Here is a 23985-nt window from a genome sequence, read left to right on the forward strand (position 1 = left end):
CTCTTCCTCGAAGGGTGGGTCGGGTCGGGCGACGGCAGGACCGGTCAGGAGGCCGGCGGCGCGGGGCGATCGGTGGCGAAGGACCGACCGCGGAACTCGGCGACCACGTCGCCGCGCTGGTCGGCCACGGTGACGTCGTAGAGGCCGTTGCGCCCCCGGAGCCAGCGCCGCTCGGCGGTGGCGGTGAGCACGTCACCGGACCGGCTCGCCCTCGTGAAGACGATGTCGGCCCCCGAAGCGACGACCGGCGTCGCCCCCTCGTTGCACGCATAGGCGAACGCCGTGTCCGCGAGGGCGAAGACCATGCCGCCGTGCGTGATCCCGAACCCGTTCACCATCCCCTGGCCGACGCGCATGGACAGCACCGCGCGGCCGCGCTCGAGCACCTCGACACGGATGCCGAGGGCGTCCTTCGCGGGGTCGTCCTGGAACATCGCCGTCGCCGACCACGTGGGATCGACCTCGATCGCGTCGTCGGCACGTCCGCTCGTCGGGGGGTTCGTCGTCGAACTCATCTGCGCTCCGTTGCGTGGGCCGTGGTGGGAGCCCGCCGTCCTGCTTCGTTGCGGCTCCGCCCGATCCGTGGCTATGCTCAATGAACGGTCGGTAAGTAATTCCTGGCCGGAACCGTACCACCCCTCCCCACCGGCGGGAGAGGGCCGACGACGGCCCCGGGGACCCTGACGCAAGGAGGCAGCAGATGGTCACGACCACGGCCGAGCTCGCCGAGGACGAGGACGGACGGGCTCGCTTCGACGCGCTCATCGCGGCGGACCAGCGCATCGAGCCACGCGACTGGATGCCGGACGAGTACCGCAGGACCCTCGTCCGGCAGATCTCGCAGCACGCCCACTCCGAGATCATCGGCATGCAGCCGGAGGCGAACTGGATCACCCGAGCGCCGAGTCTCAAGCGCAAGGCGATCCTCATGGCGAAGGTCCAGGACGAGGCCGGGCACGGCCTGTACCTCTACGCGGCGGCCCAGACGCTCGGCATCTCGCGCGAGGAGATGACCGCGCAGCTGATCGAGGGCCGGGCCCGCTACTCCTCGATCTTCAACTACCACACGCCGACGTGGGCGGACATGGGGGCGATCGGATGGCTCGTCGACGGGGCCGCCATCTGCAACCAGGTGCCGCTCTGCCGCGCCTCCTACGGGCCCTACGGCCGGGCGATGGTGCGCATCTGCAAGGAGGAGTCGTTCCACCAGCGTCAGGGCTTCGAGATCCTCTACGAGCTCGCCCACGGCACACCCGAGCAGAAGCAGATGGCCCAGGACGCGGTGGACCGCTGGTACTGGCCGTCGCTCATGATGTTCGGCCCCAGTGACGACGCCTCCCCGAACTCGGCGCAGTCGATGGCCTGGAACATCAAGCGGTTCTCCAACGACGAGCTGCGCCAGCGCTTCGTCGGGATGTGCGTCCCCCAGTTCGAGGCCCTCGGCCTCGAGTGCCCGGACAAGGACCTCCGCTACGACGAGGAGACCGGCACCTGGATCACCGGCGAGATCGACTGGGACGAGTTCGCCGCCGTGCTCGACGGCCGCGGCCCGGCGAACGCCGCACGGCTGCGTCACCGCCGGGAGGCGCACGACGACGGAGCGTGGGTCCGCGAGGCGGCCGCCGAGTACGCCCGCAAGCAGCATGACAGCGAGCGCGTCGCGGTCTGAGCAGCGACCGCCCGCCCCATGGACACCGAAGGAGACGAGGATGCCGACACCGGGTGAGACGGGAACCGAGGCATGGCCCCTGTGGGAGGTGTTCGTCCGCGCGAACCGCGGGCTGAGCCACGTCCACGCCGGGTCGCTGCACGCGCCCGACGAGGCGATGGCGCTGCGCAACGCCCGCGACCTGTACACGCGGCGCAGCGAAGGGGTGTCGATCTGGGTGGTGCCCGCCGCCGCGATCACCACGAGCGACCCCGACGCGAAGGGCGCCTTCTTCGAGTCGCCGGCCGGGAAGAACTACCGCCACGCGGTCTACTACACCCGCGCGGAGGGGGTGAAGCACCTGTGAGCGAGCACAGCGGGGCGCACGGTGACGTGAGCGTCGACGAGCTGACCCTTGCCGAGGAGCTGCTGGGCTCCGGCGCCACGGCGACGCCCCCGGTGGCGGAGTACGCGATGCGGCTGGGGGACGACGCCCTGATCCTCTCCCAGCAGCTCGGCGGGTGGATCTCTCGCGCGCCCGAGCTCGAGGAGGACCTGGCGCTCGGCAACATCGCGCTCGACCTCATCGGCCATGCGCGCGCGTTGCTGCGCTACGCCGGCACGGCGTCGGGCCGCTCGGAGGACGACCTCGCGTTCTGGCGGGACGAGCCCGAGTTCCGCAGCTGCTGGCTGGTGGAACAGCCCAACGGCCACTTCGGCGACACGATCGCCCGACAGTTCCTCTTCTCGGCCTACCAGGTCGAGCTCTACCACGCGCTGGCGACGAGCACGGACCCGTCGCTCGGCGCGATCGCCGGCAAGGCCGAGCGCGAGGTGGCGTACCACCTCGACCACGCCGCGCAGTGGATGCTGCGGCTCGCGGGCGGCACGGAGGAGTCGCGGGGCAGGATCACCGTGTCGCTGGGCGACCTGTACCCGTACGTGGACGAGCTCTTCGAGGACGACGAGCTCACCGACCGTCTCGCCGGTGTCGCACCGCGGCCCTCCTCGCTGCGAGCCGGCTTCGACCGCACCGTCGCCTCCGTGCTGGCGGAGGCAGACCTGGAGACTCCCGCGGTGAAGCCGGCTCGCGGGGACGGGCGCCGTGGCGGGCACACGGCGTCGATGGGCTACCTGCTCGCGGAGATGCAGTGGCTGGCCCGCCGCCACCCCGGAGCCACCTGGTGACGGGCACCCGACCTCACGAGCCCGCCGCGGCCCGCGTGTGGGACATCGCCGCGGAGGTCCTGGACCCGGAGGTGCCCGTCCTGACGATCGAGGACCTCGGGGTGCTCAGGACGGCCGAGGCCGACGAGCGAGGGGCCGTCCGGGTCGTGCTCACCCCCACGTACTCGGGCTGTCCCGCGATCGACCAGATGCGCGACGACGTCCGCTCCCGGCTCCGGGCCGCGGGCTACGAGCAGGTCGTGGTCGAGTACACCCTCGCCCCGGCCTGGTCGACCGACTGGATGAGCGAGGCCGGCAAGCGCAAGCTCGCCGACTACGGGATCGCGCCACCGGACTTCCGCGCCGCCTCGCGCAGGGGTCCGGTTCTCGTGCAGCTCTCGGTCAGGTGCCCGCGCTGCGGCTCGACCCGCACCCGTGAGGTCGCCCGCTTCGGCTCGACGTCGTGCAAGGCGCTCCACGAGTGTCTCGACTGCCTCGAACCCTTCGACTACTTCAAGGTCCACTGATCTCGCACGAGTCCCGGAAGGGAAACCATGGCCACCACCACCGTCGGTGCGAAGAAGCGCGCGACGTTCCACGAGCTCCGTGTCGCCGAGGTGCGGCGTCTCACCGGGACGAGCGTGGAGGTCACCTTCGAGGTGCCCGAGGAGCTCGCTGACGCGTACCGCTACCTCGCCGGGCAGTACCTCGCCCTGCGCACGACGATCAATGGCGAGGACGTGCGGCGTTCCTACTCCATCTGCCGGCCACCTGCCGACGGCCGCATCTCCGTGGCCGTCAAGCGCGACCACGGCGGGCTCTTCTCCACCTGGGCCAACGACGAGCTCCGCGCCGGCGACACGCTGCAGGTGATGACCCCGCAGGGTGCGTTCACCTCGAACCTCACGGAGCTCGACGGGCGGCACGTCGTCGGGATCGCGGCGGGGTCGGGCATCACACCCGTCATCACGATGGCGCACCAGGTGCTGCAGCACAGCGCGACGAGCCGCTTCGACCTGCTGTTCACGAACCGCTCGTCCCACGACGTGATGTTCGTCGAGGAGCTCGCCGACCTCAAGGACCGGTACCCCCGGCGCTTCGCGATCCACCACGTGCTCTCGCGCGAGCAGCGGTCGGCCCCGATCATGTCGGGACGCCTCGACGAGGAGCGGCTGCGCACGATCCTGACCTCGGTCGTGCCCGTCGAGATGGCGGACGAATGGGTGCTGTGCGGCCCCTTCGAGCTCGTCCAGCTGTGTCGCGACCTCCTCGACGGGTACGGGGTGGACGCCGCGCACGTGCGCTACGAGCTGTTCACGACCGGCGAGCCCGGCGCCCCGTCCACCCGCCCGCGTCCCGTCGAGGTCCGGGCCGGCGAGAGGACGGTCACCGTCGACATCAACCTCGACGGGACCTCGGCGTCGGTCGAGAGCCCCCTCAGTGCGAACGAGACGATCCTGAACGCGGCGCTGCGCGTGCGCCCGGACGCACCCTTCGCCTGCACGGGCGGGGTGTGCGGCACGTGCCGGGCCCGCGTCCTGGAGGGGTCCGTGACGATGACCGAGAACTACGCGCTCGAGCCCGACGAGGTCGAGAACGGCTACGTCCTCACCTGCCAGTCGCACCCGCAGTCCGACCACGTGGCCGTCGACTACGACGCCTGACCCGAGAGAAGGTACCGACCGATCATGATCACCCTGTCGATCGCCGACGACGTGGCCGAGGTCGTCCTCGACGCACCCACCCGCCTCAACGCCCTCGGGCCCGACGACGTGCGCGAGCTCTCCGCCGCCTACACGCAGGCGGCGGAGGCCGGCGTGCGCGCACTGGTCCTGCGTGGCGAGGGCCGCGCGTTCTGCGCGGGCCGGGACATCTCGGGGGTCGACCCCCGGGAGGACGACGTGCTCGGGTACCTGGAGGGGCTGATCCAGCCGCTGCTCGAGCAGATGAGCGCGTTCCCCGCCCCCACCTTCGCCGCCGCCCACGGAGCCTGCCTCGGCGTCGGTCTGGGACTGCTCGTCGCGAGCGACGTCGTGTACGTCGCCGACACGGCCAAGATCGGCAGCCCCTTCGCGAACCTCGGCGCGACGCTCGACTCCGGCGGTCACGCGCTGTTCCACGAGCGGCTCGGGGCGCACCGCACGCTCGACCTCGTCTACACCGGACGGCTGATGTCGGGGTCCGAGGCCGTGGCGGCGGGCCTGTTCTCCCGCGCGATGCCCGCCGACGAGGTGCTCGACACCACGCGTGCCGCGGCCGCGACAGCCGCCCGCGGGGCGACGCAGGCGTTCCTCGCGTCGAAGGCGCTCGTGCGCGAGCTGCGCGACCGCCGCGTCGGCCTGTGGGAGTCGATGTCCGCGGAGAACCGCGCGCAGGCCGCCCTGTGCGACACCGACGACTACCGCGAGGGCTTCGCCGCCTTCCAGGAGAAGCGCACGCCGGTGTTCACCGGCGGCGAGCGCGGCGGTGTCGCATGAGCACGGCGAGGGTGACGGACCCCGGGACCGCTCCGGTCGGCGCCGGCAACTGGGTCGCGGAGAACGGCTCGGGCGAGCTCGCCGACATGATGGGCATCGAGTTCCTCGAGTACACGGTCGAGCGGACCGTCGGGCGGATGCCCGTGCGCGGCAACCGCCAGACGGTGGGCTACCTGCACGGCGGGGCGTTCGTCGTCCTCGGCGAGTCGCTCGGGTCGATGGCCGCCAACCTCCATGCCGGCGCAGGACGCCTCGCCGTCGGCGTCGACGTCAACGCGACGCACACGCGATCGGCGACGGAGGGCTACGTCACGGGCGTGTGCACGCCCGTCCACCTGGGGCGTTCCCTCACCGTGCACGAGATCGTCGTCACCGACGACGACGGCCGGCGCTGCTGCACGATGCGCATCACCAATCTCGTCAAGGACGCGCCCGTCCCGTAGCGGTCCGCGCCGCACGGCCCGCTCGTCCCCCCCCTCACCGAAACGCTCGGTCGCCCCCGCGGGGTGACACCGCGCAGACAGGAAGGTCCATCCCCATGCCCGAGGCATATCTCGTCGACGGGGTCCGCACACCGGTCGGCCGGTACGGCGGAGTGCTCGCCGGCGTCCGCCCGGACGACCTGGCCGCGCTGGTGCTCGGCACGGTCCTCGAGCGGTCGGGCGTCCCCGCGGACGCGGTCGACGAGGTCGTCCTCGGCGCGGCCAACCAGGCCGGTGAGGACAACCGCAACGTCGCCCGCATGGCGGTGCTGCTCGCCGGACTGCCCGACTCGCTGCCCGGGTACACCGTCAACCGTCTCTGCGCGTCGGGCATGACCGCCGTCGCCAACGCCTCGCAGGCCATCCGTGCGGGTGACGCCGACCTCGTCGTCGCGGGCGGTGTCGAGTCGATGACCCGCGCGCCCTGGGTGCAGGAGAAGCCCGCCCGTGCCTGGGCCAAGCCGGGCGCACAGTTCGACACCTCGATCGGCTGGCGCTTCCCCAACCCCGTCCTCCTGAGGCGCGACAAGGCGACCTACTCGATGCCGGAGACCGCGGAGGAGGTCGCCCGCGTCGACGGCATCAGCCGCGCCGACGCGGACGCCTTCGCCGCGGAGAGCCACCGCCGCGCCGTCGCCGCGATCGAGGCCGGCCGCTTCACCGACGAGATCGTCCCGGTCAAGGCTCCGGCCGGCCGTGGGGAGACGCGGCTCGTCGACACCGACGAGGGCCCTCGTCCCGGCACGACCACCGAGGTGCTGGCGGGCCTGCCGCCCGTCGTCGCCGGCGGGAGCGTCGTCACCGCGGGCAACTCGTCGTCCCTCAACGACGGTGCCTCGGCACTCGTCGTCGCGAGCGGCGACGCCGTCGACAGGTACGGGCTCCGTCCGCGGGCGCGCATCCTCACGAGCGTGTCGGCCGCCCTCGCCCCCGAGATCATGGGCCTCGGCCCCGTGCCCGCGACGCAGAAGGCGCTCGAGCGCACGGGCCTGTCGCTCTCCGACATCGGCGCGGTCGAGCTCAACGAGGCCTTCGCCACCCAGTCACTGGCCACGATCCGCCGGCTCGGTCTCGACCCGGCCCTCGTCAACGCCGACGGCGGCGCGATCGCGCTGGGCCATCCCCTGGGCTCCTCGGGGTCGCGACTGCTCGTGACCCTGCTCGGCCGCATGGAGCGTGAGGGGTCCCGCTACGGCCTCGCCACCCTGTGCGTCGGCGTCGGCCAGGGGTCCGCCACCATCGTCGAGAGGATCGATCCGTGAGCCGAGCAACGACGGGCGTGGGACACCAGGCTCCCCTGAGGGTCGAGGACCGTGACACCCACGTGCTCGCGAGCCTCGACCGCCCCGAGAAGCGCAACGCGATCGACCAGGACCTGGTCGACGCCCTGCACGCGCTGTGCGCCGACCTCGAGGAGGAACCGCGCACGCTCGTGCTGCGCGGCGAGGGCGGCGACTTCGCCGCGGGCGCCGACATCGCGCAGCTGCGAGACCGACGAGCGGCAGATGCTCGTGACGGCATCAACACCCACGCCTTCCTGCGTGTCCGTGCCCTCCCGATGCCCGTGATCGCCGTGCTCGACGGCTTCGCGCTCGGCGGCGGCGCGGAGCTCGCCTACGCGGCCGACGTCCGGATCGGTACCCGCTCCCTGCGGATCGGCAACCCCGAGACCGGCCTCGGCATCATCGCCGCGGCCGGGGCGACGTGGCGCCTGCCGGAGCTCGTCGGTGAGCCCCTGGCGGCCGAGATGCTCCTGACAGGGCGTGTCCTCGACGGTGCCGAGGCGTTCGCCGCCGGGCTGGTCACCCAGCTGCACGACGACGGCGCCGCCGCGCTCGTGGCGGCCGAGGGCATGGCCGACCGGATCGCGAGACTCGATCCCGCAGCCCTGCAGGCGTCCAAGCGCGCGCTGCGAGCCCCGCGGAGCGAGCACCCCCAGGTGGATCTCGCGGAGCAGGCGATCCTCTTCGAGAGCCCCGAGAAGACGCGCCGCATGACCGAGTTCCTCGAGCGGAAGCAGCAGAGCAGATGACGACCGCACCTCGCCCCGCACCCCGGTCCCGCCCGGACGGCACGGTCCCCGCGCGCGTCGGCGTCCTCGGCGGTGGCCGCATGGGCGGCGGGATCGCCCACGCCTTCCTCCTCGCGGGGGCCTCCGTCACCGTCGTCGAGCGCGACATCGAGTCGGCGGCGGGCGCACGAGCACGCATCGAGAGGAGCATCGACACCTCCCTCGCGCGGGGCTTCGACGGTGACGCCGCGGCACTGCGGCGGGCCCTCACCGTCGCCCCGGACATCGGTGCCTTCGGCGCCTGCCGGCTCGTGCTCGAGGCGGTACCGGAGTCGCTCGACCTGAAGCTCGAGGCCCTCGGCGAGATCGAGCGACAGCTTCCGGCCGACGCCGTGATCGCCTCGAACACCTCCTCGATCCCGCTCGCACAGCTCGCCGACGGGCTGGAGCGGCCCGAGCAGTTCATCGGACTGCACTTCTTCAACCCGGTGCCGGCCTCGACGCTGGTCGAGGTCGTCGTCCACGAGCGCAGCGGTCCCGGCCTGCCAGACCTGGCGCGCGGCTGGGTGCACGCGCTCGGCAAGACCCCGATCACCGTCACGGACGCGCCGGGCTTCGCCTCGAGCCGGCTCGGCGTCGCGCTCGCGCTCGAGGCCATCCGGATGGTGGAGCAGGGCGTCGCGAGCGCGCAGGACATCGACCTCGCCATGGAGCTCGGCTACCGGCACCCGACCGGCCCGCTCCGCACCACCGACCTCGTGGGCCTCGACGTCCGCCTCGGCATCGCCGAGCAGCTGGAGCGGGACCTCGGTGCTCGCTTCGCACCGCCGCAGCTGCTCCGCGACATGGTGGCCGCGGGCACGCTCGGCCGCAAGAGCGGCCGCGGCTTCTACGACTGGAACGACAGCTGACCGCGGCTCGGCCGCACGAACGGAGGACTGATGACGCGCACGTTGCAGAGCTATGTCGAGGACACCTGGTGGAGCCCCGCCACGAGCGCGACCGGCACCGAGGTGCGGGATGCCGCCACCGGCGAACCGGTCGCGATCGTGTCGAGCGAGGGCCTCGACCTCGCCGGCGCGATGGAGCACGCCCGCACCGTCGGCCAGGCGAGCCTCGGCCGGCTCACGTTCCACCAGCGCGCGGTGCTGCTCAAGAAGCTCGCGCTCGTCCTCACCGAGCGCAAGGCCGAGCTCTACGAGCTGTCCTCCCGCACGGGCGCGACGAAGTCCGACTCGTGGATCGACGTCGACGGCGGCATCGGGGTGCTGTTCACCTACTCCGGGAAGGGCAGGCGCGAGCTCCCGAACTCGACCGTGCAGCTCGACGGGCCGCTCGAGCCGCTCTCGAAGGACGGGTCGTTCCTGGGACGCCACGTCCGCACGGCCCTGCCGGGCGTCGTCGTGCAGATCAACGCGTTCAACTTCCCCGTCTGGGGTCCGCTCGAGAAGTTCGCCCCGGCCTTCCTCGCGGGCATGCCGACGATCGTCAAGCCCGCCACACCCGGCGCGTACCTGACCGAGCACATGGTGCGGATCCTGGTCGAGTCGGGTCTGCTGCCCCCGGGTTCGCTCCAGCTCGTCTCCGGCTCCGTCCGCGACGTCCTCGACCATGCCCGGCTCGGCGACGTCGTGGCCTTCACCGGCTCGGCGTCGACGGCCGACCTGCTCCGGCGCCACGACGCCGTCAGGTCCGGCGGCGTCGTCTTCGGCGCCGAGACCGACTCGATCAACGCCTCCGTGCTCGGCCCCGATGCGGTGGAGGGCACCGCCGAGTTCGACGCCTACGTGCGTCAGCTCGTCACCGAGATGACCGCGAAGGCGGGGCAGAAGTGCACCGCGATCCGCCGCGCGATCGTCCCCACGGCGAGCGCCGATGCCGTGGTCGAGGCCGTGCGACGGCGTCTGGAGGCGAAGGTCGTCCTGGGCGACCCCCGCGACGAAGGCGTCACGATGGGCCCGCTGGCGTCGGTCGACCAGCGCGACGAGGTCCTGCGCCAGGTGCGCAGGCTCGCCGACGGCGGGGGGAAGATCGTGGTCGGTGACCAGCAGGAGGAGGGGCGTGACAGCGCCTTCCTCTCGCCGATCCTGCTGCGCTTCGAGGACGCCGAGGCCCCGCGGGTGCACGACACCGAGGCGTTCGGCCCGGTGTCCTCCGTGATCGCCTACGACACCCCCGAGCAGGCCGCGGAGCTCGTCGTGCGCGGCGGTGGCTCGCTCGTCACGAGCGTCGCCTCGGCCGACCCCGGGTTCGTCGCGACGCTGACGCGGCGAGTGGCCTCCGCCAACGGCCGGATCCTCGTGCTCGACGCCGCCGCGGCACGCTCCTCGACGGGGCACGGCTCTCCCCTGCCGATGCTCGTGCACGGCGGGCCCGGACGTGCCGGTGGCAGCGAGGAGCTCGGCGGCGTGCGCAGCGTCTTCCACTACATGCAGCGCACGGCGATCCAGGGCAGCCCCGAGATGCTCACGGCGATCACCGGCGTGTGGCACCCGGGCGCGGCGACCCGCGGCGACGCGCACCCGTTCCGGAAGTCGCTGGACGAGCTCCGCGTGGGCGACCAGGTGGTGTCGGAGGAGCGCGAGGTCACTCTCGACGACATCACCCACTTCGCCGAGTTCACGGGCGACACCTTCTACGCGCACACCGACGAGGAGGCGGCGGCCGCGAACCCGTTCTTCCCCGGACGGGTGGCCCACGGCTACCTGCTGCTCTCCTTCGCGGCGGGCCTGTTCGTCTCGCCCGAGCCCGGCCCCGTGCTCGCGAACTACGGACTCGAGAACCTGCGTTTCACGACGCCGGTGTCCCCGGGGGACAGGATTCGCGTGGCGCTCACCGCCAAGCAGATCATCCCCCGCGAGACCGACGACTACGGCGAGGTGCACTGGGACGCCGTGCTGACCAACCAGGACGACGAGACCGTCGCCACCTACGACGTGCTCACGCTGGTCAGCAAGGACGGCCACGCGGCGTAGCGCGGGACGGCGCACGACGGGCCCCGGCGGAGACCAGCTCCGCCGGAGCCCGTCCTCGTCCCGCCGGCGGTGCGGCTCGTCCCCACCCTTCCGGCCCCGCTCCGACGGGCGCGGCGGCCCGCCCCGGGAACGACGAAGGCCGGCCCACCGTGATGGTGGACCGGCCTCGTACGACGTGGAGCTGAGGGGACTCGAACCCCTGACCCTCTGCATGCCATGCAGATGCGCTACCAGCTGCGCCACAGCCCCGTGAACCGACCGAAGGTCTGATTCGTGGAGTTCCGGGGGGCTTGCCCCCTCGGGAACGACGTTATCTTAGGCAGACTTCGGCTCAGGTTCCAAATCCGCGTGCGGGCCCGCCTGCCAGCGGTCCAGCGGGTAGCCGGCACCGACGTTGTGCGCCACCAGCCGCCACCCCGGGACCGCTCCGGGCGCGGATCGGTGCAGGTGGGACCAGTGCACGTTGTGCATGCCGGAGATCCCGCGCCATGCCGTCGCGTCCAGGTCGAGCAGTCCGGTGATGGCCAGCGAGATGGCTGCCCCGTGCGAGACCACGACGAGACACTCGTCACCGTCGAGCAGGTCGGCGTGGTCCCGGACCGCTGCGGTCGTCCGCGCGGCGACCTCGGCCTTCGTCTCGGCGTCCACGCCGCGGGGTTCCCCGCCGCGGCGCCACGTCGCGTACTCCTCGGGCCAGCGGTCGACGATCTCGTCCTGGGTCAGACCCTCCCACTGGCCGAAGGACCGTTCGCGCAGCCGCGGGTCGGTCTCGACCGGCAGGCCCATCAGCTCGGCGTAGGCGGCCGCGGTGTCGGCGGCCCGTTCGAGGTCCGAGGACACGACCCGCGCGGCACGGTGCGAGGTCGCCAGGGCGGTCGCGCCCTGCTCGGCCTGCCAGCGGCCGACCTCGTCCAGCGGGATGTCGACCTGGCCCTGCAGCCGCATGGTGGCGTTGTAGGCGGTCCGACCGTGCCGCAGCAGGACGACGGTGCGGGCGGTCATCGCCTCACATCCCGCCGTGCAGACGGATCGCACCGTCCGCGCCGTCGTCGCCGAACTCGGCACGGGCCGCGGCACCGTCGCCCCCGCGGGCGTCCGGCGGCAGGTCCACGGACGGGCAGTCCTTCCAGAGCCGCTCGAGCGCGTAGTAGACCCGGTCCTCGGCGTGCTGCACGTGCACCACGACCTCGCCGAAGTCGAGCAGGACCCAGCGCGCCTCGGACTTGCCCTCGCGCCGCAGCAGCTTGGCCCCCGCCTTGTGCATGGCCTCCTCGACGGCGTCGACGACGGCCACCACCTGGCGCTCGTTGGTCCCGGTGGCGATGAGGAACACGTCGGTGAGCACCAGCTGCTCGCTCACGTCGAGCGCGATGATCTCCTGCGCCTTGCGCTCGGACGCGGCTCGCGCCGCGACGACCGCCAGCTCGACGGCACGGTCGGTCGCGGTCATCGACGTCCTCCCAGATCGGTCGTGGCGGTCGCCACGGGGGTCGGCGGCACCGGCGCGGACGCCTCCTCCGGTGCGAAGTCGTCCGGCGGGCTGAGCACGAGGTTCCAGATCAGCAACCCCAGGACGAACGCGACCACGACCAGGATGATGTAGTGCAGCCACGTGTAGGAGGGCTCGTGCTCGTCGTCCCAGTCCTCCTCGTCGTCCTCGAGGTACCGGGGACCGGCCGGACCCGGGGGCTGGGCCGCGAGCCCGCCGAACGGCGAACCGGTGGTCGGTGGGACGGAGGCCGGCGCGGCACCGGTCCCCGACGACGGCGAGCCCCACGGCAGCGCGGGCCCGTCCGTGCCCGACGCCTGCCGCGAGGCACCACCCGGTCCCGGGGAGGCGCTGGGCCAGGCGGGCGGAGGCGTCGTGCCGGCCTGCGTCTCGCTCCGGCCGGGCGCCCCGAAGGGAGAGCCGGCGCCGAAGGCCGACCGGCGCCCGGGCGTCGTCCCCTCGGACGGTGCCGGGGCCGGGGAGGAGCCGGACGCCGCCCCGGCGGACGGTCCGGGGCCGAACGGGGAGGGCGGCGTGGACGCGGGCGGCGTCGACGCGGGCGGCGTCGACGTCGGCGGGGTGTCGTTCCGCGGCGCCGACGGCGCGGGGCCCGACGTGGGCGGGGTCGCCGACCGGGACTCCGGAGGCTGCCCGAACGCCCGGGTCGAGGCGCGGCGGGGCGTGGCCGACCCGCCCTGCGCACCGGAGGACGGGAAGCCCGCCGACGGTGCGGCGGACGAGCCGTCGCGCGGGGGCGCGGTGTCGTTGCGCTGCACGGGCGCCAGCCGACCGGTCTCGTCCAGACCGCGCACACCACCGGAAGAGCTCGGCGGGCGGACGGTGGGCGCGGGGGCCGGCGCCGGGGACGCCGAGGAGCGTTCCCGCATCGCCCGGCGGGACGGGGGCGGCGTCGGTGCGGCGCGCGGGGGCGTCGGCGCGTCGCCCGTGGCGGGGGCAGGCGTCGGCGCCGGACCCGGCGACGGGGCGGGGGCCGGAGCGGGCGAAGGGGCCGGCGTCGGGGCCGGGGACGCACCGCTGCCGAACGCGGCAGGACCCGCACCGGGGACCGGCGCCGAACCCGCGGACTGCGCGCTCTCCCGCGCGGCCGCGGCCGCACGCTCACGCTCTCTGATCTCCCGACGCGTCATCGGCCGGGACGTGTTGTCACTCATCGAGACCTCGATACAGACCGTGCTTGGCGATGTACTGGACGACGCCGTCCGGGACCAGGTACCAGACCGGCAGGCCCGCGGCGGCGCGGCGGCGGCAGTCGGTCGACGAGATCGCGAGGGCGGGGACCTCGAGCGTCGTCACGCCGTGGGTCGGCAGCTCGTCGACCGTGAGCGAGTGGCCCGGCCGCGTCACCGCGACGAAGTGCGCCATCTCCCACAGGTCCCCGGCGTCCTTCCACGTGAGGATCTGCTCGATGGCGTCCGCGCCGGTGATGAAGTGGAGATCGGCGTCGGGACGCGCCGCCTGCAGGTCGCGCAACGTGTCGACCGTGTAGGTCAGACCCGGCCGGTCGATGTCGGCCCGGCTGACGGTGAACCGGGGGTTGGACGCCGTCGCGATGACGGTCATCAGGTACCGGTGCTCGGCCGGTGAGACCTGCGCGTCCTGCTTGAAGCTCGGCTTGCCGGTGGGGACGAACACGACCTCGTCGAGGTCGAGCAGCGCCGCCGCCTCGCTCGCCGCGACGAGGTGGCCGTGATGGATCGGGTCGAACGTCCCGCCCATCACCCCGATCCGGGGTCTCGCCTGCTCGCTCACGTGCTGTCGCGGCGTCGTCAGTGCTTGTTGTGCGCGTTGCGGAAGGCGTACGTCGCCAGCAGCGCGACGACGAAACCACCGAACGCGAGCACACCGAACAGGACCGGCGGGATCTCGAACCCGGAGTGCTCAACGGCCTCTTCGGCGGCAAGGACGGCGATGTGCAGCACGAGTGCTCCTCAGTGATGGTCCGGACGGGTCGCAGCACAGTCTCTCACGACGCGGGGTCAGGGCCGCACGTGGCCGTCGCCGTGCACGACCCACTTGGTGGTGGTGAGCTCGGCGAGACCCATCGGGCCACGGGCGTGCAGCTTCTGCGTCGAGATCCCGAGCTCCGCACCCATCCCGAACTGGGCGCCGTCGGTGAACCGTGTCGACGCGTTCACCAGGACGGCCGCGGCGTCGACCTCCGCGACGAACCGCTCGGACGCCGCGAGGTCGTTCGTGACGATGGCCTCGGAGTGCCCGGAGCTCCACGTGCGGATGTGCTCGATCGCCTCGTCGAGGGAGTCGACGACGCGCACGGCGAGCTCCGCCGCGAGGTACTCCGTGGCCCAGTCCTCCTCGGTGGCCGCCAGCACCTCGACGCTCTCGGGCGCCTGGCCCGCGGTCCGGTCGTCGACGTGCAGCACGACCCCGGCACCGCCCAGCGCCGCGAGCGCGGCCGGCAGGAACCGGTCGGCGACGTCGGCGTGCACGAGCAGCGTCTCGGCCGCGTTGCACACACCGACGCGCTGGGTCTTGGCGTTCATGACGATCTCGACGGCCGAGGCGACGTCGGCGGCGGCGTCCACGTAGACGTGGACGTTGCCGGTGCCGGTCTCGATGACGGGCACGGTGGACTGCTCGACGACCGTCCGGATCAGGTCGGCGCCCCCGCGGGGGACGAGGAGGTCGACGAGACCGCGGGCCTGCATGAGCGCGACACCGCCGGGTCGGCCGTGGGCGTCGATGGACTGCACGAGGTCGGCGGGCAGGCCCTGCGCCGTCAGACCCCGTCGCATCACGTCGACGATGACCGTGTTCGACGACGCGGCGGCGCTGCCCCCGCGCAGGATGACCGCGTTGCCGGACTTCAGCGCGAGCCCGGCGGCGTCGACCGTGACGTTCGGCCGCGCCTCGTAGATCATGCCGACCACGCCCAGCGGCACGCGCAGCCGGCGCAGCCGCAGGCCGTTGGGGAGCGTCCGGCCCGTCACGACCTCGCCGACCGGGTCCGGGAGCCCGGCGACCTCGCGCAGGGCCTCCGCGATGGCGGCGACCCGCTCGTCGGTCAGCGCCAGGCGGTCCAGGAGCCCCTCGCTCATGCCGTGCTCGCGACCGCGGCGCAGGTCCTCGGCGTTGGCGGCCACGATCTCGCCGGACGCCGCGACGAGGGCGTCGGCGAGGGCGTGCAGCGCGGCGTCCTTGGTGGCACGGGTCGCGGTCGTCAGGGACCGGGCGGCGACCTGGGACCGCCGGGCGACGTCCTGCACCGCGGCGAGCACCTCGGCGTCCGGCTGCGGTCGCTGCGCGGGTCCGGGCGTCGTGCCGGCTGAGGGTTCGAACGTCGTGGTCATGCGTTCGAGACTACGACGACGACGGCGGTGAGGACAGGCCGTTCCGCCCTTCGAGCACGAGGTCGTCGCGATGGACCACCTCGCGGTCGTACCCCTCCCCCAGCTCCTCGCGCAGGGCGTAGGTGGACCGTCCCAGCAGGTCGGGAAGGTCACCGGCGTCGTAGGCGACCAGGCCCCGGGCCACGACCGTCCCGTCGGGCCCGACCAGCTCCACCGGGTCGCCGGTCTCGAAGTGTCCCTCCACCCGGGTGATCCCGGCCGGCAGGAGGGAGGCCCGTCCGCCGAGCACCGCGCGGGTGGCGCCGTCGTCGAGGTGCAGCCTGCCCTCGGTGCGCGCGGCGTGCGCGATCCACAGCCGACGGGCCGTCGACCGCTTGCCGCCGGCGGCGAAGAAGGTGCCGACGTCCTCGCCCGCGAGGGCCCGCGCGACGTTGTCCGCGCAGGTCAGCACCACCGGCACCCCGTCCTGGGTGGCGATGCGGACCGACTCGAGCTTGGTGACCATCCCGCCGGTGCCGACCGCGCTCCCCCGGCCCGTGACCTCGACGCCGGCCACCTGCGCCAGGTCGGCGACGTGGCTGATCCGGCGGGCGCCGGGCCGGCTGGGCGGGGCGTCGTGCAGGCCGTCGACGTCGGTGAGCAGCACCATCGCGTCGGCACGCACCAGGTGCGAGACGAGGGCGGCGAGCCGGTCGTTGTCCCCGAAGCGCAGCTCGTCGACGGTGACCGCGTCGTTCTCGTTGACCACGGGCACGACGCGCAGGGCGAGCAGCTTCTCCAGGGACCGCTGGGCGTTGCGATACCGGGCCCGACGCACCGTGTCCTCGGCCGTCAGCAGCGCCTGGCCGACCCGGATGTCGTGCGTGGCGAACGCCTCGCTGTACCGGGCCACGAGCTGCCCCTGGCCCAGCATGGCGCAGGCCTGCATGGTGGCCAGGTCACGGGGGCGAGCGCTCAGTCCCGCCGGCCCGATCCCGGCGGCGATGGCCCCGGAAGTCACGAGGACGACCTCCTGACCCTCCCGGTGCCGTGCCGCGAGCACGTCGACCAGCGACCGCAGCGCACCGAGGTCGAGGTGGCCGTCGGCGCGCGTGAGCGACGACGAACCGATCTTGACGACGATCCGGCGGGCGGCCGGCAGAGCGGAGCGGGACTGGGCGTTCACGCCTCCATCATCCCCGACCCGGCGCTCAGTCGTCGGAGGGGTCCGCCCAGTGGCCGGCCTCGCGCTCGGTCCACAGCTCCTCGCGGGCGGCCGTCTTGGCGTCCATCCGCTCGACGAAGTCACGACGCTTCTCGGAGCGCGTCGGGCGGCGGCTCTCCTCGAGGCGGCGGTCCTGCCCGCGGGCGCCGAGCAGCTCCGCACCCGTGGACAGCGTCGGCTCCCAGTCGAAGACCACGGCGTCCTGGTCGGTGCCGATGCGGACCTCGTCGCCGGCCACGGCGCCGGCCTCGAGGAGCTTGTCCTCGACCCCGAGCTTGGCGAGGCGGTCGGCGAGGAACCCGACGGCCTCGTCGTTGTTGAAGTCGGTCTGCCGCACCCAGCGCTGCGGCTTGCTGCCCTGGACGAGGTAGTAGACGTCCCCGGTGGACCCGTCCGTGCGGCGCACGACGGTGAACCCGGAGTCGTCGACGGCCCGGGGCCGCAGCACGACGCGTGCGGGCTCCGGCGCCGGGGCGGCGGCCCGGGCCTGCTCCACGAGCTCGGCCAGGGCGAAGGTGAGGGCCTTCAGCCCCTCGTGCGAGGCCGTCGAGATCTCGAAGACGCGCAGCCCACGGGCCTCGAGGTCGGGCCGGACGAACTCGGCCAGCTCCCGCGCCTCGGGCACGTCGATCTTGTTGAGCACGACGAGCTGAGGGCGCTCGGTGAGCGGCACGCGGCCGCCCTGGATGTCGAGGTCGCCGGCGTAGGCCGCCAGCTCCGCCTCGAGGACCTCCAGGTCGGTGATCGGGTCGCGCCCGGGTTCCAGCGTGGCGCAGTCCAGCACGTGCACGATGACGGCCGTGCGCTCGATGTGCCGCAGGAACTCCAGGCCGAGGCCCTTGCCCTCGCTCGCACCGGGCAGCAGCCCGGGCACGTCGGCGATGGTGTAGCGGGTCGACCCCGCCTGCACGACGCCGAGGTTCGGCACGAGGGTGGTGAACGGGTAGTCGGCGATCTTGGGCCGGGCCGCCGAGACCGCGGCGATCAGCGAGGACTTGCCGGCGCTGGGGAAGCCCACGAGAGCGACGTCCGCGATGGTCTTGACCTCGAGCGTGACGTCACGCTCCTCGCCGGGCTCGCCCAGCAGGGCGAAACCGGGGGCCTTGCGCTTCGGCGAGGCGAGCGCCCGGTTGCCCAGGCCGCCGCGCCCGCCCGCGGCCACGACGTACTCGGCACCGATCCCGACGAGGTCGGCCAGCACGGTGCCGTCGCGGTCCTTGACGACGGTGCCGTCGGGGACGCTGAGCACCAGGTCGTCGCCCTGGGCCCCGTGCCGGTCGCCGCCCATGCCCTGCCCGCCGTTGGCCGCCTTGCGGTGCGGCGAGTGGTGGTAGTCGAGCAGCGTCGTCGTCTGCCCGTCGACGACCAGCCGGACGCTGCCGCCGTCACCCCCGTTGCCGCCGTCGGGGCCGCCGAGCGGCTTGAACTTCTCGCGGTGCACGGAGGCGACCCCGTGCCCGCCGGACCCCCCGGCCGCGTGGAGCACGACTCGATCGACGAAGCTGGCCATGGGTAGATCCTCTCAGGTGAGCGTGCGCCACCACGACGGACGGGTGGCCGGACGCGCACGAGGGGCGCACCCCGCTCGGTGGTGCGCCCCTCGTGACGGACGGTGCAGCGTGGCTGCGGTGCCGGGTCGGCTCAGACCTGGGCCGAGACGATGTCGACGACCTTGCGGCCGCGACGGGTGCCGAAGGCGACCTCGCCGGCCGACAGGGCGAACAGCGTGTCGTCGCCGCCACGGCCGACGTTCTCGCCGGGGTGGAAGTGGGTGCCGCGCTGGCGGACGATGATCTCGCCGGCGTTGACGACCTGGCCCGCGTAGCGCTTCACGCCGAGGGACTTGGCGTTCGAGTCACGACCGTTGCGCGAGGAGCTCGCGCCCTTCTTGTGTGCCATCTCAATCCTGCTTTCTCGTCAGTACGAAGAGTGTGGGGAACCGTGCGGGCCGGGGCCCGCCGGACATCACTTGATACCGGTGACCTTCAGGCGGGTCAGCTGCTGGCGGTGACCCTGGCGCTTCCGGTAGCCGGTCTTGTTCTTGTACTTGTGGATCGTGATCTTCGGACCCTTGGCGTCCTTCACGACCTCGGCGGTGACCTTGACCTTCGCCAGCTTCTCGGCGTCGGTGGTCACGGTGTCGCCGTCCACGAGCAGGATCGCGGTCAGCTCGACGGTGTCACCGGCCGAGCCCTGGACCCGGTCCGTGACGACGATGTCCCCGACGGACACCTTCTCCTGCCGGCCACCGGCCTTGACGATCGCGTACACCATGTTGATGCTCATCTCTCCTGGTCTTGGCGTGCTCACCCGACGTCGGTCACCGGCTTGGTCTGGAACTCGCACCGCCGCGGCGGTGGAGTGCGGTGCGCCGAGGGCACACGGGACAGGCGCGCTCACAACGCGCCGACGCAACACCTTACGCGACCGGCCCTCGGCGGATCAACCTGGCCCGACGGGCCGGACCGTGAGGTGGGCCACGTCACGGGCAGGTCTGCGAGCGGGGCACGGCCGTCGGACCATGGTCGCATGAGCCCCGTCCGCGACGACGCCGTCCCCGTGGACGGGCACGACGCCGTGGCCGCCGCGATGCGCGCGGTGGACCGGCGCGGCTTCCTGCCGCGGGCGCAGCGGGCGTCGGCCGCCTTCGACCAGCCCCTGCCCATCGGCCACGGGCAGACGTGCTCCCAGCCGTCGACCGTGGCGGCGATGCTGCGGATGCTGCGGGTCCCGCGCGGCGCCGCCGTGCTCGACGTCGGCGCCGGGTCGGGGTGGACGACGGCGCTGCTCGCCCACCTCGTCGGCCCGGAGGGCGAGGTGCTGGGCGTGGAGCGGATCGCCGACATCGCGGCGTGGGGCGCGGCGAACGTCGCGCGCGCGGGGATGCCGTGGGCCCGGCTGGTGCCGGCGGCGCCCGGCGTCCTCGGCTCGCCCCGGCCCGGCGGGTGGTCCCGCGTCCTGGTCTCGGCGTCGGCCCGGTCCCTGCCGCAGGAGCTGGTCGACCAGGTCGCACCCCGCGGACGGATGGTCATCCCGGTGGGCCACCTGATGATCGTCCTCGACCGCGACGCCGACGGCACCGTCCGCACGACGCAGGAGGGCACCTACAGCTTCGTCCCGCTCGTGGAGGACTGAGCGGACCCGCGCACGCTGCGGTGGGCCCGGCAGCGCGCCTGGTAGCTCTCCGCTCCCCCGACGTACCCGGCCACGGTCGTCAGGGCGTCGGACGCTGCCTCGTGACCCGGCGCCCCGTGGAGCCGGACGTGGTAGGCGGCGTCCCGCCCGCACACCGTGCACACCGCCGTCAGCCGCGTGACGGACTCCGCCAGGGCCATGAGGGACGGCAGCGGCTCGAAGGGGCGGCCGTCGAACGTCACGGTCAGACCGGCCACGACGACGTCGACCCCGCGGTCGGCGAGGTCCGTGACGACGTCCACGAGCTCGAGGCCGAGGAACTGCGCCTCGTCGACGGCGACCAGGACCGTCCCGGGCCCCAGGTGCCCGGGGATCTCCGACGCCCGCGACACCGCCCGGGACGCCACCGCCAGCCCCGTGTGCGAGGCGATCCGCCCCGGACCGTGCCGCTCGTCCAGGGCGTGCGAGACCACCAGCACCTCGCGGCCGGCGATGCGTGCCCGGTCGACCCGGCGCACGAGCTCGGTGGTCTTGCCCGCGAACATGGGCCCACCGATGACCTCGAGACGGCCGGGGGCTCGACGGTCGTCCATGACGTCCAGTCAAGCACCCCGGCCGTACGGTCGCTCAGGGGGTGTCGGTCAGCGACGCAGCCGGCGTCGCAGCCTGCTCAGGAGCCTCTGCGGCTCCGGCTCCTTTGGGCGGCGCGTCGCCACCGGCCGGGTTGTCCTCCGAGGTCTCCTCGGCACCCGTGGCGGGCGACGGGTCACCTGCGGCGTCGGGGTCCGGGGCGGTCTCGGCCGGGGTCCCGGCACCCTGCTCGACGGCGGGCGCTCCGGCCACGTCGTCCGTGACGGTCGTGCCGCCACTCGTCGGCGCGGCCTCGTGCCCCTCCTCGTCCTCGTGCTCGTGGGCGTGCGCAGCCGCCGCAGCGATCGTCGCCAGGGTGGCCTTGACGGCCTGGCGCTTCTCGGACTCGTCGTCGGGAAGCTTCGGCACGTCGGCGTGCGCCGGCGCCTCCTCCTTCTTGGCACCCGAGCGCTTGCGGCGCGAACGCTTGGCCCCGCCGCCGTCGCCGTCGCCCGAGGACGCCGCGCTCTTCTCGACCGGGTGCTCGTGGACGATGAAGCCGCGGCCCTTGCAGTGCTCGCACGTCGAGCTGAAGGCCTCGACGAGACCCTGGCCGACGCGCTTGCGCGTCATCTGGACCAGTCCGAGCGAGGTCACCTCGGCGACCTGGTGCTTGGTGCGGTCCCGGCCCAGGCACTCCACGAGCCGGCGCAGGACCAGGTCGCGGTTGGACTCGAGGACCATGTCCACGAAGTCGATGACGATGATGCCGCCGATGTCGCGCAGCCGGAGCTGTCGCACGATCTCCTCGGCCGCCTCGAGGTTGTTGCGCGTCACCGTCTCCTCGAGCGTGCCGCCGCTGCCGGTGAACTTGCCCGTGTTGACGTCGATGACCGTCATGGCCTCGGTGCGGTCGATCACCAGCGAACCGCCGGAGGGCAGCCAGACCTTGCGGTCCATGCCCTTGGCGAGCTGCTCGTCGACGCGGTGCTGGGCGAACACGTCCCCGGACCCGGTCCACCGCGTGACCCGCTCGCGCAGGTCGGGCGCCAGCTCGGCGACGTAGGAGGAGATCTCCGTCCACGCGTCCTCGCCCTGGACCACCAGGGAGGCGAAGTCGTCGTTGAAGATGTCGCGGACCACGCGGATGGCCATGTCCGCCTCGCCCTGCAGCAGGGCGGGCGCGTTCGTCGAGGACTTCTCCGCCTTGGCAGTGATGGCCCGCCACTGCGACTGCAGCCGCTCGACGTCCGCGCGCAGCTCCTCCTCCGACGCGCCCTCGGCGGCCGTGCGCACGATGACGCCCGCACCGTCCGGGACGACGTCGCGCAGGATCTTCTTGAGGCGGTTGCGCTCGGTGTCCGGCAGCTTGCGGCTGATACCCGTCATGCCGCCACCGGGGACGAAGACCAGGTACCGGCCGGCCAGCGTGACCTGCGAGGTCAGGCGCGCACCCTTGTGCCCGATCGGGTCCTTGGTCACCTGCACCAGCACCGAGTCGCCGGACTTCAGCGCCTCCTCGATGCGCCGCGGCTGCCCCTCGATCCCGGCGGCGTCCCAGTTGACCTCACCGGCGTACAGCACGGCGTTGCGTCCCTTGCCGACGTCGACGAAGGCCGCCTCCATCGACGGCAGCACGTTCTGCACGCGGCCGAGGTAGACGTTGCCGACCATGGAGGCCTGCGCCTGCTGGGAGACGTAGTGCTCCACGAGCACGCCGTCCTCCAGCACCGCGATCTGCGTGCGGCCGTCGTGCTCGCGCACGATCATCGACCGCTCCACGGACTCGCGCCTCGCCAGGAACTCCGCCTCGGTGATGACCTGGCGGCGGCGACCCGCGTCGCGTCCCTCGCGGCGACGCTGACGCTTCGCCTCCAGCCGCGTCGATCCCTTGAGCGCGGTGACCTCGTCCTCGGCCTTGCCCGAGCGGCCGGCCTCACGCTCGCCACCCCGTCCCCGGCGGCGCCGGCGGCGGCGCCGGCTGCTGCCGGACGTCTGCTCGGACTCGTCGGTGCCCTCGGACCGCTCGGCCTCGGTGGCCGATTCGCCGGACGTCTCCGCGCCCTGCTCGTCACGGCGCGCGCCGTCCTGGTCCGCGTCGCCGTCCTGCTCGTCCTCGGCGGCGGACGACTCGGAGCCGTCGCCCTCGGTGTCGTCCTCGGGACGACGGTCGCCCTTGCGGCCGCCGCGGCGACCGCGGCCCCCGCGCCGGCGCCGACGCCGGGGGCGGATGTCCGACTCGTCGCCGTCGTCGAGGAAGTCCGCGGGGCCGAACCCGACCAGCTCGACCCCCTCGTCGACGATCTCGGTCTCGATCAGCTCGAGCTCGTCGACGGCCGCCTCGTCCACGTCGCTCAGCTCGAGCGGGGCGGAGGTCGGCGCCTCGACGGGCTGCGCGGCCGAGGTCGCGGACGCCGCGTCCTGCGCTGCAGTCTCCGTGGTCTCCGTGGCGTCCTTCGCGGTGGCGTCCTCGGCGCGCCGCGACGTGGAGGACTTCCCGGCCTTCTTCGTCGAGGACTTCTCGGCCGTGGCGGGCTTCTCGGACGCAGCGGACTCGTCCGCGGCCGCGCTCCTGCGCTGCTGCCGTGCCGAGGTCGCCGGGGTCTCCTCCTCGCTGGGGCGCGGCGGGCCCGCCGGAGCCTGGGCGCGGCGCGCGGCCCGCTGACCCGACAGCTCCGGCGCCTGGAACAGCAGCGCCGTGGTGGCCAGGCGGGGCGTGGCCGAGCCTCCGGCCGTCCCGGTGGTGGTCGGCCCGGCCGGGCGCTCCGCGCTCGGGGACTTCTCGGACGTCGCGGACTCCGGCGCGGCCGTCTTCGACGTCGCGGCCGCGGTCTTCTTCGGCGCCGCCTTCCTGCCCGACGGCTTCTTCTCGTCCTCCGTGGCGGCGGCCTTCTTCGCACCGGCCTTCGTCGCACCGGACTTCTTGGCACCGGACTTCTTCGTCGCCGCAGGCTTCTCGGCCCCGGCGGACTCGTCCCGGGCCTCGCCCGGTGCGGGGGCCTCGGACGTCGCCTTCTCACCGGACGCGGCGTCCCGGCCGGGAAGCACGATGTCGTCGAGGGACAACGACGGGGTGGCGCTCGCCGGCGCCTCCTCCGCCTTCGTGGGCAGCGTGATCGGCTCCGCGGGGGGCGTCGCGTCGTCGGCGGCCGCCGGCTCGTCCGTCGCGGCCTGCTCCTCGGGGGCCGGCGCGGCCTCGGGCGTGGGCGCGGCCTCCACCGGGGCCGGGCCGCCGGCTCGGCGGCTTGCGCGCCGGGACCGGCGGGCCGGGGTGGACGAGGGCGCAGCCGTCGTGGACGACGCGGGCTGCGGCGCCGCGGTGGTCGTCGGCTCGAACGCCGCGGGCGTCGAGGCCGCGGTCGTGGCCGGCACGACGATGGGCGCGGGAGCGCTCGTGGTCGGTGCCGACGTCGCGCGGGTCACCCGGCGCCGCGTGCTGCGACGGGGCGTCTCCTCGGCGGAGGCCACGGGCTGGTCGGGGGTGTCGGATGTCACGGG

At 73.5% G+C, this 23985-nt stretch carries 25 protein-coding genes and 1 tRNA gene; 12 read left to right on the top strand and 14 right to left on the bottom strand.

What is annotated here, in order from left to right; translation table 11 throughout:
- Window positions 1–44: 44 nt before the first annotated feature.
- Entirely contained in the window at window positions 45–515 is a 471-nt protein-coding gene (paaI, locus tag Q6350_RS11410) for a hydroxyphenylacetyl-CoA thioesterase PaaI (protein WP_304604343.1), read from the bottom strand.
- A gap of 185 nt (window positions 516–700) precedes the next feature.
- On the opposite strand from paaI, the gene paaA reads away from it, so the two are divergent.
- The 11 genes from paaA (at window position 701) to paaZ (ending at window position 10760) form a co-directional block, all read left to right on the top strand.
- A complete protein-coding gene (gene paaA / locus Q6350_RS11415; protein ID WP_305066217.1) occupies window positions 701–1669 on the top strand; it encodes a 1,2-phenylacetyl-CoA epoxidase subunit PaaA in 969 nt (322 codons plus the stop codon).
- Window positions 1670–1709: 40 nt separating this feature from the next.
- On the top strand, window positions 1710–2015 hold the full coding sequence (gene paaB / locus Q6350_RS11420; RefSeq protein WP_171247900.1) for a 1,2-phenylacetyl-CoA epoxidase subunit PaaB: 306 nt from the start codon (window positions 1710–1712) through the stop codon (window positions 2013–2015).
- Window positions 2012–2836 (top strand): 1,2-phenylacetyl-CoA epoxidase subunit PaaC, encoded by an 825-nt coding sequence (gene paaC, locus Q6350_RS11425; RefSeq protein ID WP_304604345.1) that lies wholly within the window; start codon window positions 2012–2014, stop codon window positions 2834–2836. Before paaB ends, paaC begins: the two co-directional genes overlap by 4 nt.
- Window positions 2833–3342: a 1,2-phenylacetyl-CoA epoxidase subunit PaaD gene (paaD, locus tag Q6350_RS11430; RefSeq protein ID WP_171247898.1), complete on the top strand. Its 510-nt coding sequence runs from the start codon at window positions 2833–2835 to the stop codon at window positions 3340–3342. The genes paaC and paaD overlap by 4 nt, the downstream gene beginning before the upstream one ends.
- Before the next feature lie 27 nt (window positions 3343–3369).
- Window positions 3370–4479, top strand: coding sequence for a 1,2-phenylacetyl-CoA epoxidase subunit PaaE (paaE, locus tag Q6350_RS11435; protein WP_304606940.1), 1110 nt, complete (start codon window positions 3370–3372; stop codon window positions 4477–4479).
- A gap of 24 nt (window positions 4480–4503) precedes the next feature.
- Window positions 4504–5292, top strand: coding sequence for an enoyl-CoA hydratase/isomerase family protein (locus Q6350_RS11440; protein ID WP_304604347.1), 789 nt, complete (start codon window positions 4504–4506; stop codon window positions 5290–5292).
- Window positions 5293–5378: 86 nt separating this feature from the next.
- The gene (locus tag Q6350_RS11445) at window positions 5379–5735 is read left to right on the top strand and encodes a hotdog fold thioesterase (RefSeq protein WP_304604472.1); all 357 of its coding nucleotides are present in this window, start codon (window positions 5379–5381) and stop codon (window positions 5733–5735) included.
- Between the two features lie 95 nt (window positions 5736–5830).
- Complete coding sequence (locus Q6350_RS11450; RefSeq protein WP_305066220.1) at window positions 5831–7036, top strand: thiolase family protein; 1206 nt, start codon at window positions 5831–5833, stop codon at window positions 7034–7036.
- Window positions 7033–7806: an enoyl-CoA hydratase/isomerase family protein gene (locus Q6350_RS11455; protein WP_304606938.1), complete on the top strand. Its 774-nt coding sequence runs from the start codon at window positions 7033–7035 to the stop codon at window positions 7804–7806. Before Q6350_RS11450 ends, Q6350_RS11455 begins: the two co-directional genes overlap by 4 nt.
- The gene (locus tag Q6350_RS11460) at window positions 7803–8696 is read left to right on the top strand and encodes a 3-hydroxyacyl-CoA dehydrogenase family protein (RefSeq protein ID WP_305066221.1); all 894 of its coding nucleotides are present in this window, start codon (window positions 7803–7805) and stop codon (window positions 8694–8696) included. The genes Q6350_RS11455 and Q6350_RS11460 overlap by 4 nt, the downstream gene beginning before the upstream one ends.
- A 30-nt stretch (window positions 8697–8726) precedes the next feature.
- Complete coding sequence (gene paaZ / locus Q6350_RS11465; RefSeq protein ID WP_305066223.1) at window positions 8727–10760, top strand: phenylacetic acid degradation bifunctional protein PaaZ; 2034 nt, start codon at window positions 8727–8729, stop codon at window positions 10758–10760.
- Between the two features lie 176 nt (window positions 10761–10936).
- On the opposite strand, the gene Q6350_RS11470 is transcribed toward paaZ, so the two are convergent.
- From Q6350_RS11470 to rplU, 11 genes are all read right to left on the bottom strand, one after another.
- Window positions 10937–11009, bottom strand: a tRNA-Ala gene (locus Q6350_RS11470).
- Window positions 11010–11075: 66 nt separating this feature from the next.
- Window positions 11076–11762 carry a histidine phosphatase family protein gene (locus Q6350_RS11475; RefSeq protein WP_304604352.1) on the bottom strand — a complete coding sequence of 229 codons (687 nt, stop codon included), beginning with the start codon at window positions 11760–11762 and terminating at the stop codon, window positions 11076–11078.
- A gap of 4 nt (window positions 11763–11766) precedes the next feature.
- Window positions 11767–12210 (bottom strand): ribosome silencing factor, encoded by a 444-nt coding sequence (gene rsfS / locus Q6350_RS11480; RefSeq protein ID WP_171247890.1) that lies wholly within the window; start codon window positions 12208–12210, stop codon window positions 11767–11769.
- The gene (locus Q6350_RS11485; RefSeq protein WP_305066224.1) at window positions 12207–13025 is read right to left on the bottom strand and encodes a hypothetical protein; all 819 of its coding nucleotides are present in this window, start codon (window positions 13023–13025) and stop codon (window positions 12207–12209) included. The genes rsfS and Q6350_RS11485 overlap by 4 nt, the downstream gene beginning before the upstream one ends.
- A 388-nt stretch (window positions 13026–13413) precedes the next feature.
- Entirely contained in the window at window positions 13414–14019 is a 606-nt protein-coding gene (nadD, locus tag Q6350_RS11490) for a nicotinate-nucleotide adenylyltransferase (protein WP_304604354.1), read from the bottom strand.
- A gap of 17 nt (window positions 14020–14036) precedes the next feature.
- On the bottom strand, window positions 14037–14189 hold the full coding sequence (locus Q6350_RS11495; RefSeq protein ID WP_171247185.1) for a hypothetical protein: 153 nt from the start codon (window positions 14187–14189) through the stop codon (window positions 14037–14039).
- Between the two features lie 57 nt (window positions 14190–14246).
- Window positions 14247–15578, bottom strand: a complete 1332-nt coding sequence (locus tag Q6350_RS11500) for a glutamate-5-semialdehyde dehydrogenase (protein ID WP_304604355.1) — start codon at window positions 15576–15578, stop codon at window positions 14247–14249.
- A gap of 10 nt (window positions 15579–15588) precedes the next feature.
- Window positions 15589–16743 (bottom strand): glutamate 5-kinase, encoded by a 1155-nt coding sequence (gene proB / locus Q6350_RS11505; RefSeq protein ID WP_171247187.1) that lies wholly within the window; start codon window positions 16741–16743, stop codon window positions 15589–15591.
- Between the two features lie 25 nt (window positions 16744–16768).
- Window positions 16769–18292, bottom strand: coding sequence for a GTPase ObgE (gene obgE, locus Q6350_RS11510; protein WP_171247188.1), 1524 nt, complete (start codon window positions 18290–18292; stop codon window positions 16769–16771).
- 131 nt (window positions 18293–18423) lie between these two features.
- Window positions 18424–18681, bottom strand: a complete 258-nt coding sequence (rpmA, locus tag Q6350_RS11515; protein WP_305066227.1) for a 50S ribosomal protein L27 — start codon at window positions 18679–18681, stop codon at window positions 18424–18426.
- A 66-nt stretch (window positions 18682–18747) separates the two neighbouring features.
- Window positions 18748–19056 (bottom strand): 50S ribosomal protein L21, encoded by a 309-nt coding sequence (rplU, locus tag Q6350_RS11520; RefSeq protein ID WP_171247281.1) that lies wholly within the window; start codon window positions 19054–19056, stop codon window positions 18748–18750.
- A 255-nt stretch (window positions 19057–19311) separates the two neighbouring features.
- Here rplU and Q6350_RS11525 point away from each other — a divergent pair, with 255 nt between their 5' ends.
- A complete protein-coding gene (locus Q6350_RS11525; RefSeq protein ID WP_171247190.1) occupies window positions 19312–19917 on the top strand; it encodes a protein-L-isoaspartate O-methyltransferase in 606 nt (201 codons plus the stop codon).
- Here the strand turns inward: Q6350_RS11525 and Q6350_RS11530 are convergent.
- Entirely contained in the window at window positions 19887–20510 is a 624-nt protein-coding gene (locus Q6350_RS11530; RefSeq protein ID WP_304604357.1) for a thymidine kinase, read from the bottom strand. The two genes, Q6350_RS11525 and Q6350_RS11530, sit on opposite strands and share 31 nt — an antisense overlap.
- A gap of 34 nt (window positions 20511–20544) precedes the next feature.
- Window positions 20545–23982, bottom strand: coding sequence for an Rne/Rng family ribonuclease (locus Q6350_RS11535; protein WP_305066228.1), 3438 nt, complete (start codon window positions 23980–23982; stop codon window positions 20545–20547).
- Window positions 23983–23985 lie beyond the last annotated feature (3 nt).

The organism is Isoptericola sp. b515 (genome assembly GCF_030588125.1).
Lineage (GTDB): Bacteria > Actinomycetota > Actinomycetes > Actinomycetales > Cellulomonadaceae > Isoptericola > Isoptericola sediminis.

Coding starts and splice junctions, on each gene's coding strand:
- paaE (WP_304606940.1), top strand. CDS start 3,370: ATGGCCACCACCACCGTCGGTGCGAAGAAGCGCGCGACGTTCCACGAG.
- obgE (WP_171247188.1), bottom strand. CDS start 18,292: ATGGCCAGCTTCGTCGATCGAGTCGTGCTCCACGCGGCCGGGGGGTCC.
- Q6350_RS11450 (WP_305066220.1), top strand. CDS start 5,831: ATGCCCGAGGCATATCTCGTCGACGGGGTCCGCACACCGGTCGGCCGG.
- Q6350_RS11530 (WP_304604357.1), bottom strand. CDS start 20,510: ATGGACGACCGTCGAGCCCCCGGCCGTCTCGAGGTCATCGGTGGGCCC.
- Q6350_RS11460 (WP_305066221.1), top strand. CDS start 7,803: ATGACGACCGCACCTCGCCCCGCACCCCGGTCCCGCCCGGACGGCACG.
- Q6350_RS11475 (WP_304604352.1), bottom strand. CDS start 11,762: ATGACCGCCCGCACCGTCGTCCTGCTGCGGCACGGTCGGACCGCCTAC.
- Q6350_RS11440 (WP_304604347.1), top strand. CDS start 4,504: ATGATCACCCTGTCGATCGCCGACGACGTGGCCGAGGTCGTCCTCGAC.
- Q6350_RS11500 (WP_304604355.1), bottom strand. CDS start 15,578: ATGACCACGACGTTCGAACCCTCAGCCGGCACGACGCCCGGACCCGCG.
- rpmA (WP_305066227.1), bottom strand. CDS start 18,681: ATGGCACACAAGAAGGGCGCGAGCTCCTCGCGCAACGGTCGTGACTCG.
- paaA (WP_305066217.1), top strand. CDS start 701: ATGGTCACGACCACGGCCGAGCTCGCCGAGGACGAGGACGGACGGGCT.
- rplU (WP_171247281.1), bottom strand. CDS start 19,056: ATGGTGTACGCGATCGTCAAGGCCGGTGGCCGGCAGGAGAAGGTGTCC.
- rsfS (WP_171247890.1), bottom strand. CDS start 12,210: ATGACCGCGACCGACCGTGCCGTCGAGCTGGCGGTCGTCGCGGCGCGA.
- Q6350_RS11445 (WP_304604472.1), top strand. CDS start 5,379: ATGATGGGCATCGAGTTCCTCGAGTACACGGTCGAGCGGACCGTCGGG.
- paaB (WP_171247900.1), top strand. CDS start 1,710: ATGCCGACACCGGGTGAGACGGGAACCGAGGCATGGCCCCTGTGGGAG.
- paaI (WP_304604343.1), bottom strand. CDS start 515: ATGAGTTCGACGACGAACCCCCCGACGAGCGGACGTGCCGACGACGCG.
- paaZ (WP_305066223.1), top strand. CDS start 8,727: ATGACGCGCACGTTGCAGAGCTATGTCGAGGACACCTGGTGGAGCCCC.
- Q6350_RS11525 (WP_171247190.1), top strand. CDS start 19,312: ATGAGCCCCGTCCGCGACGACGCCGTCCCCGTGGACGGGCACGACGCC.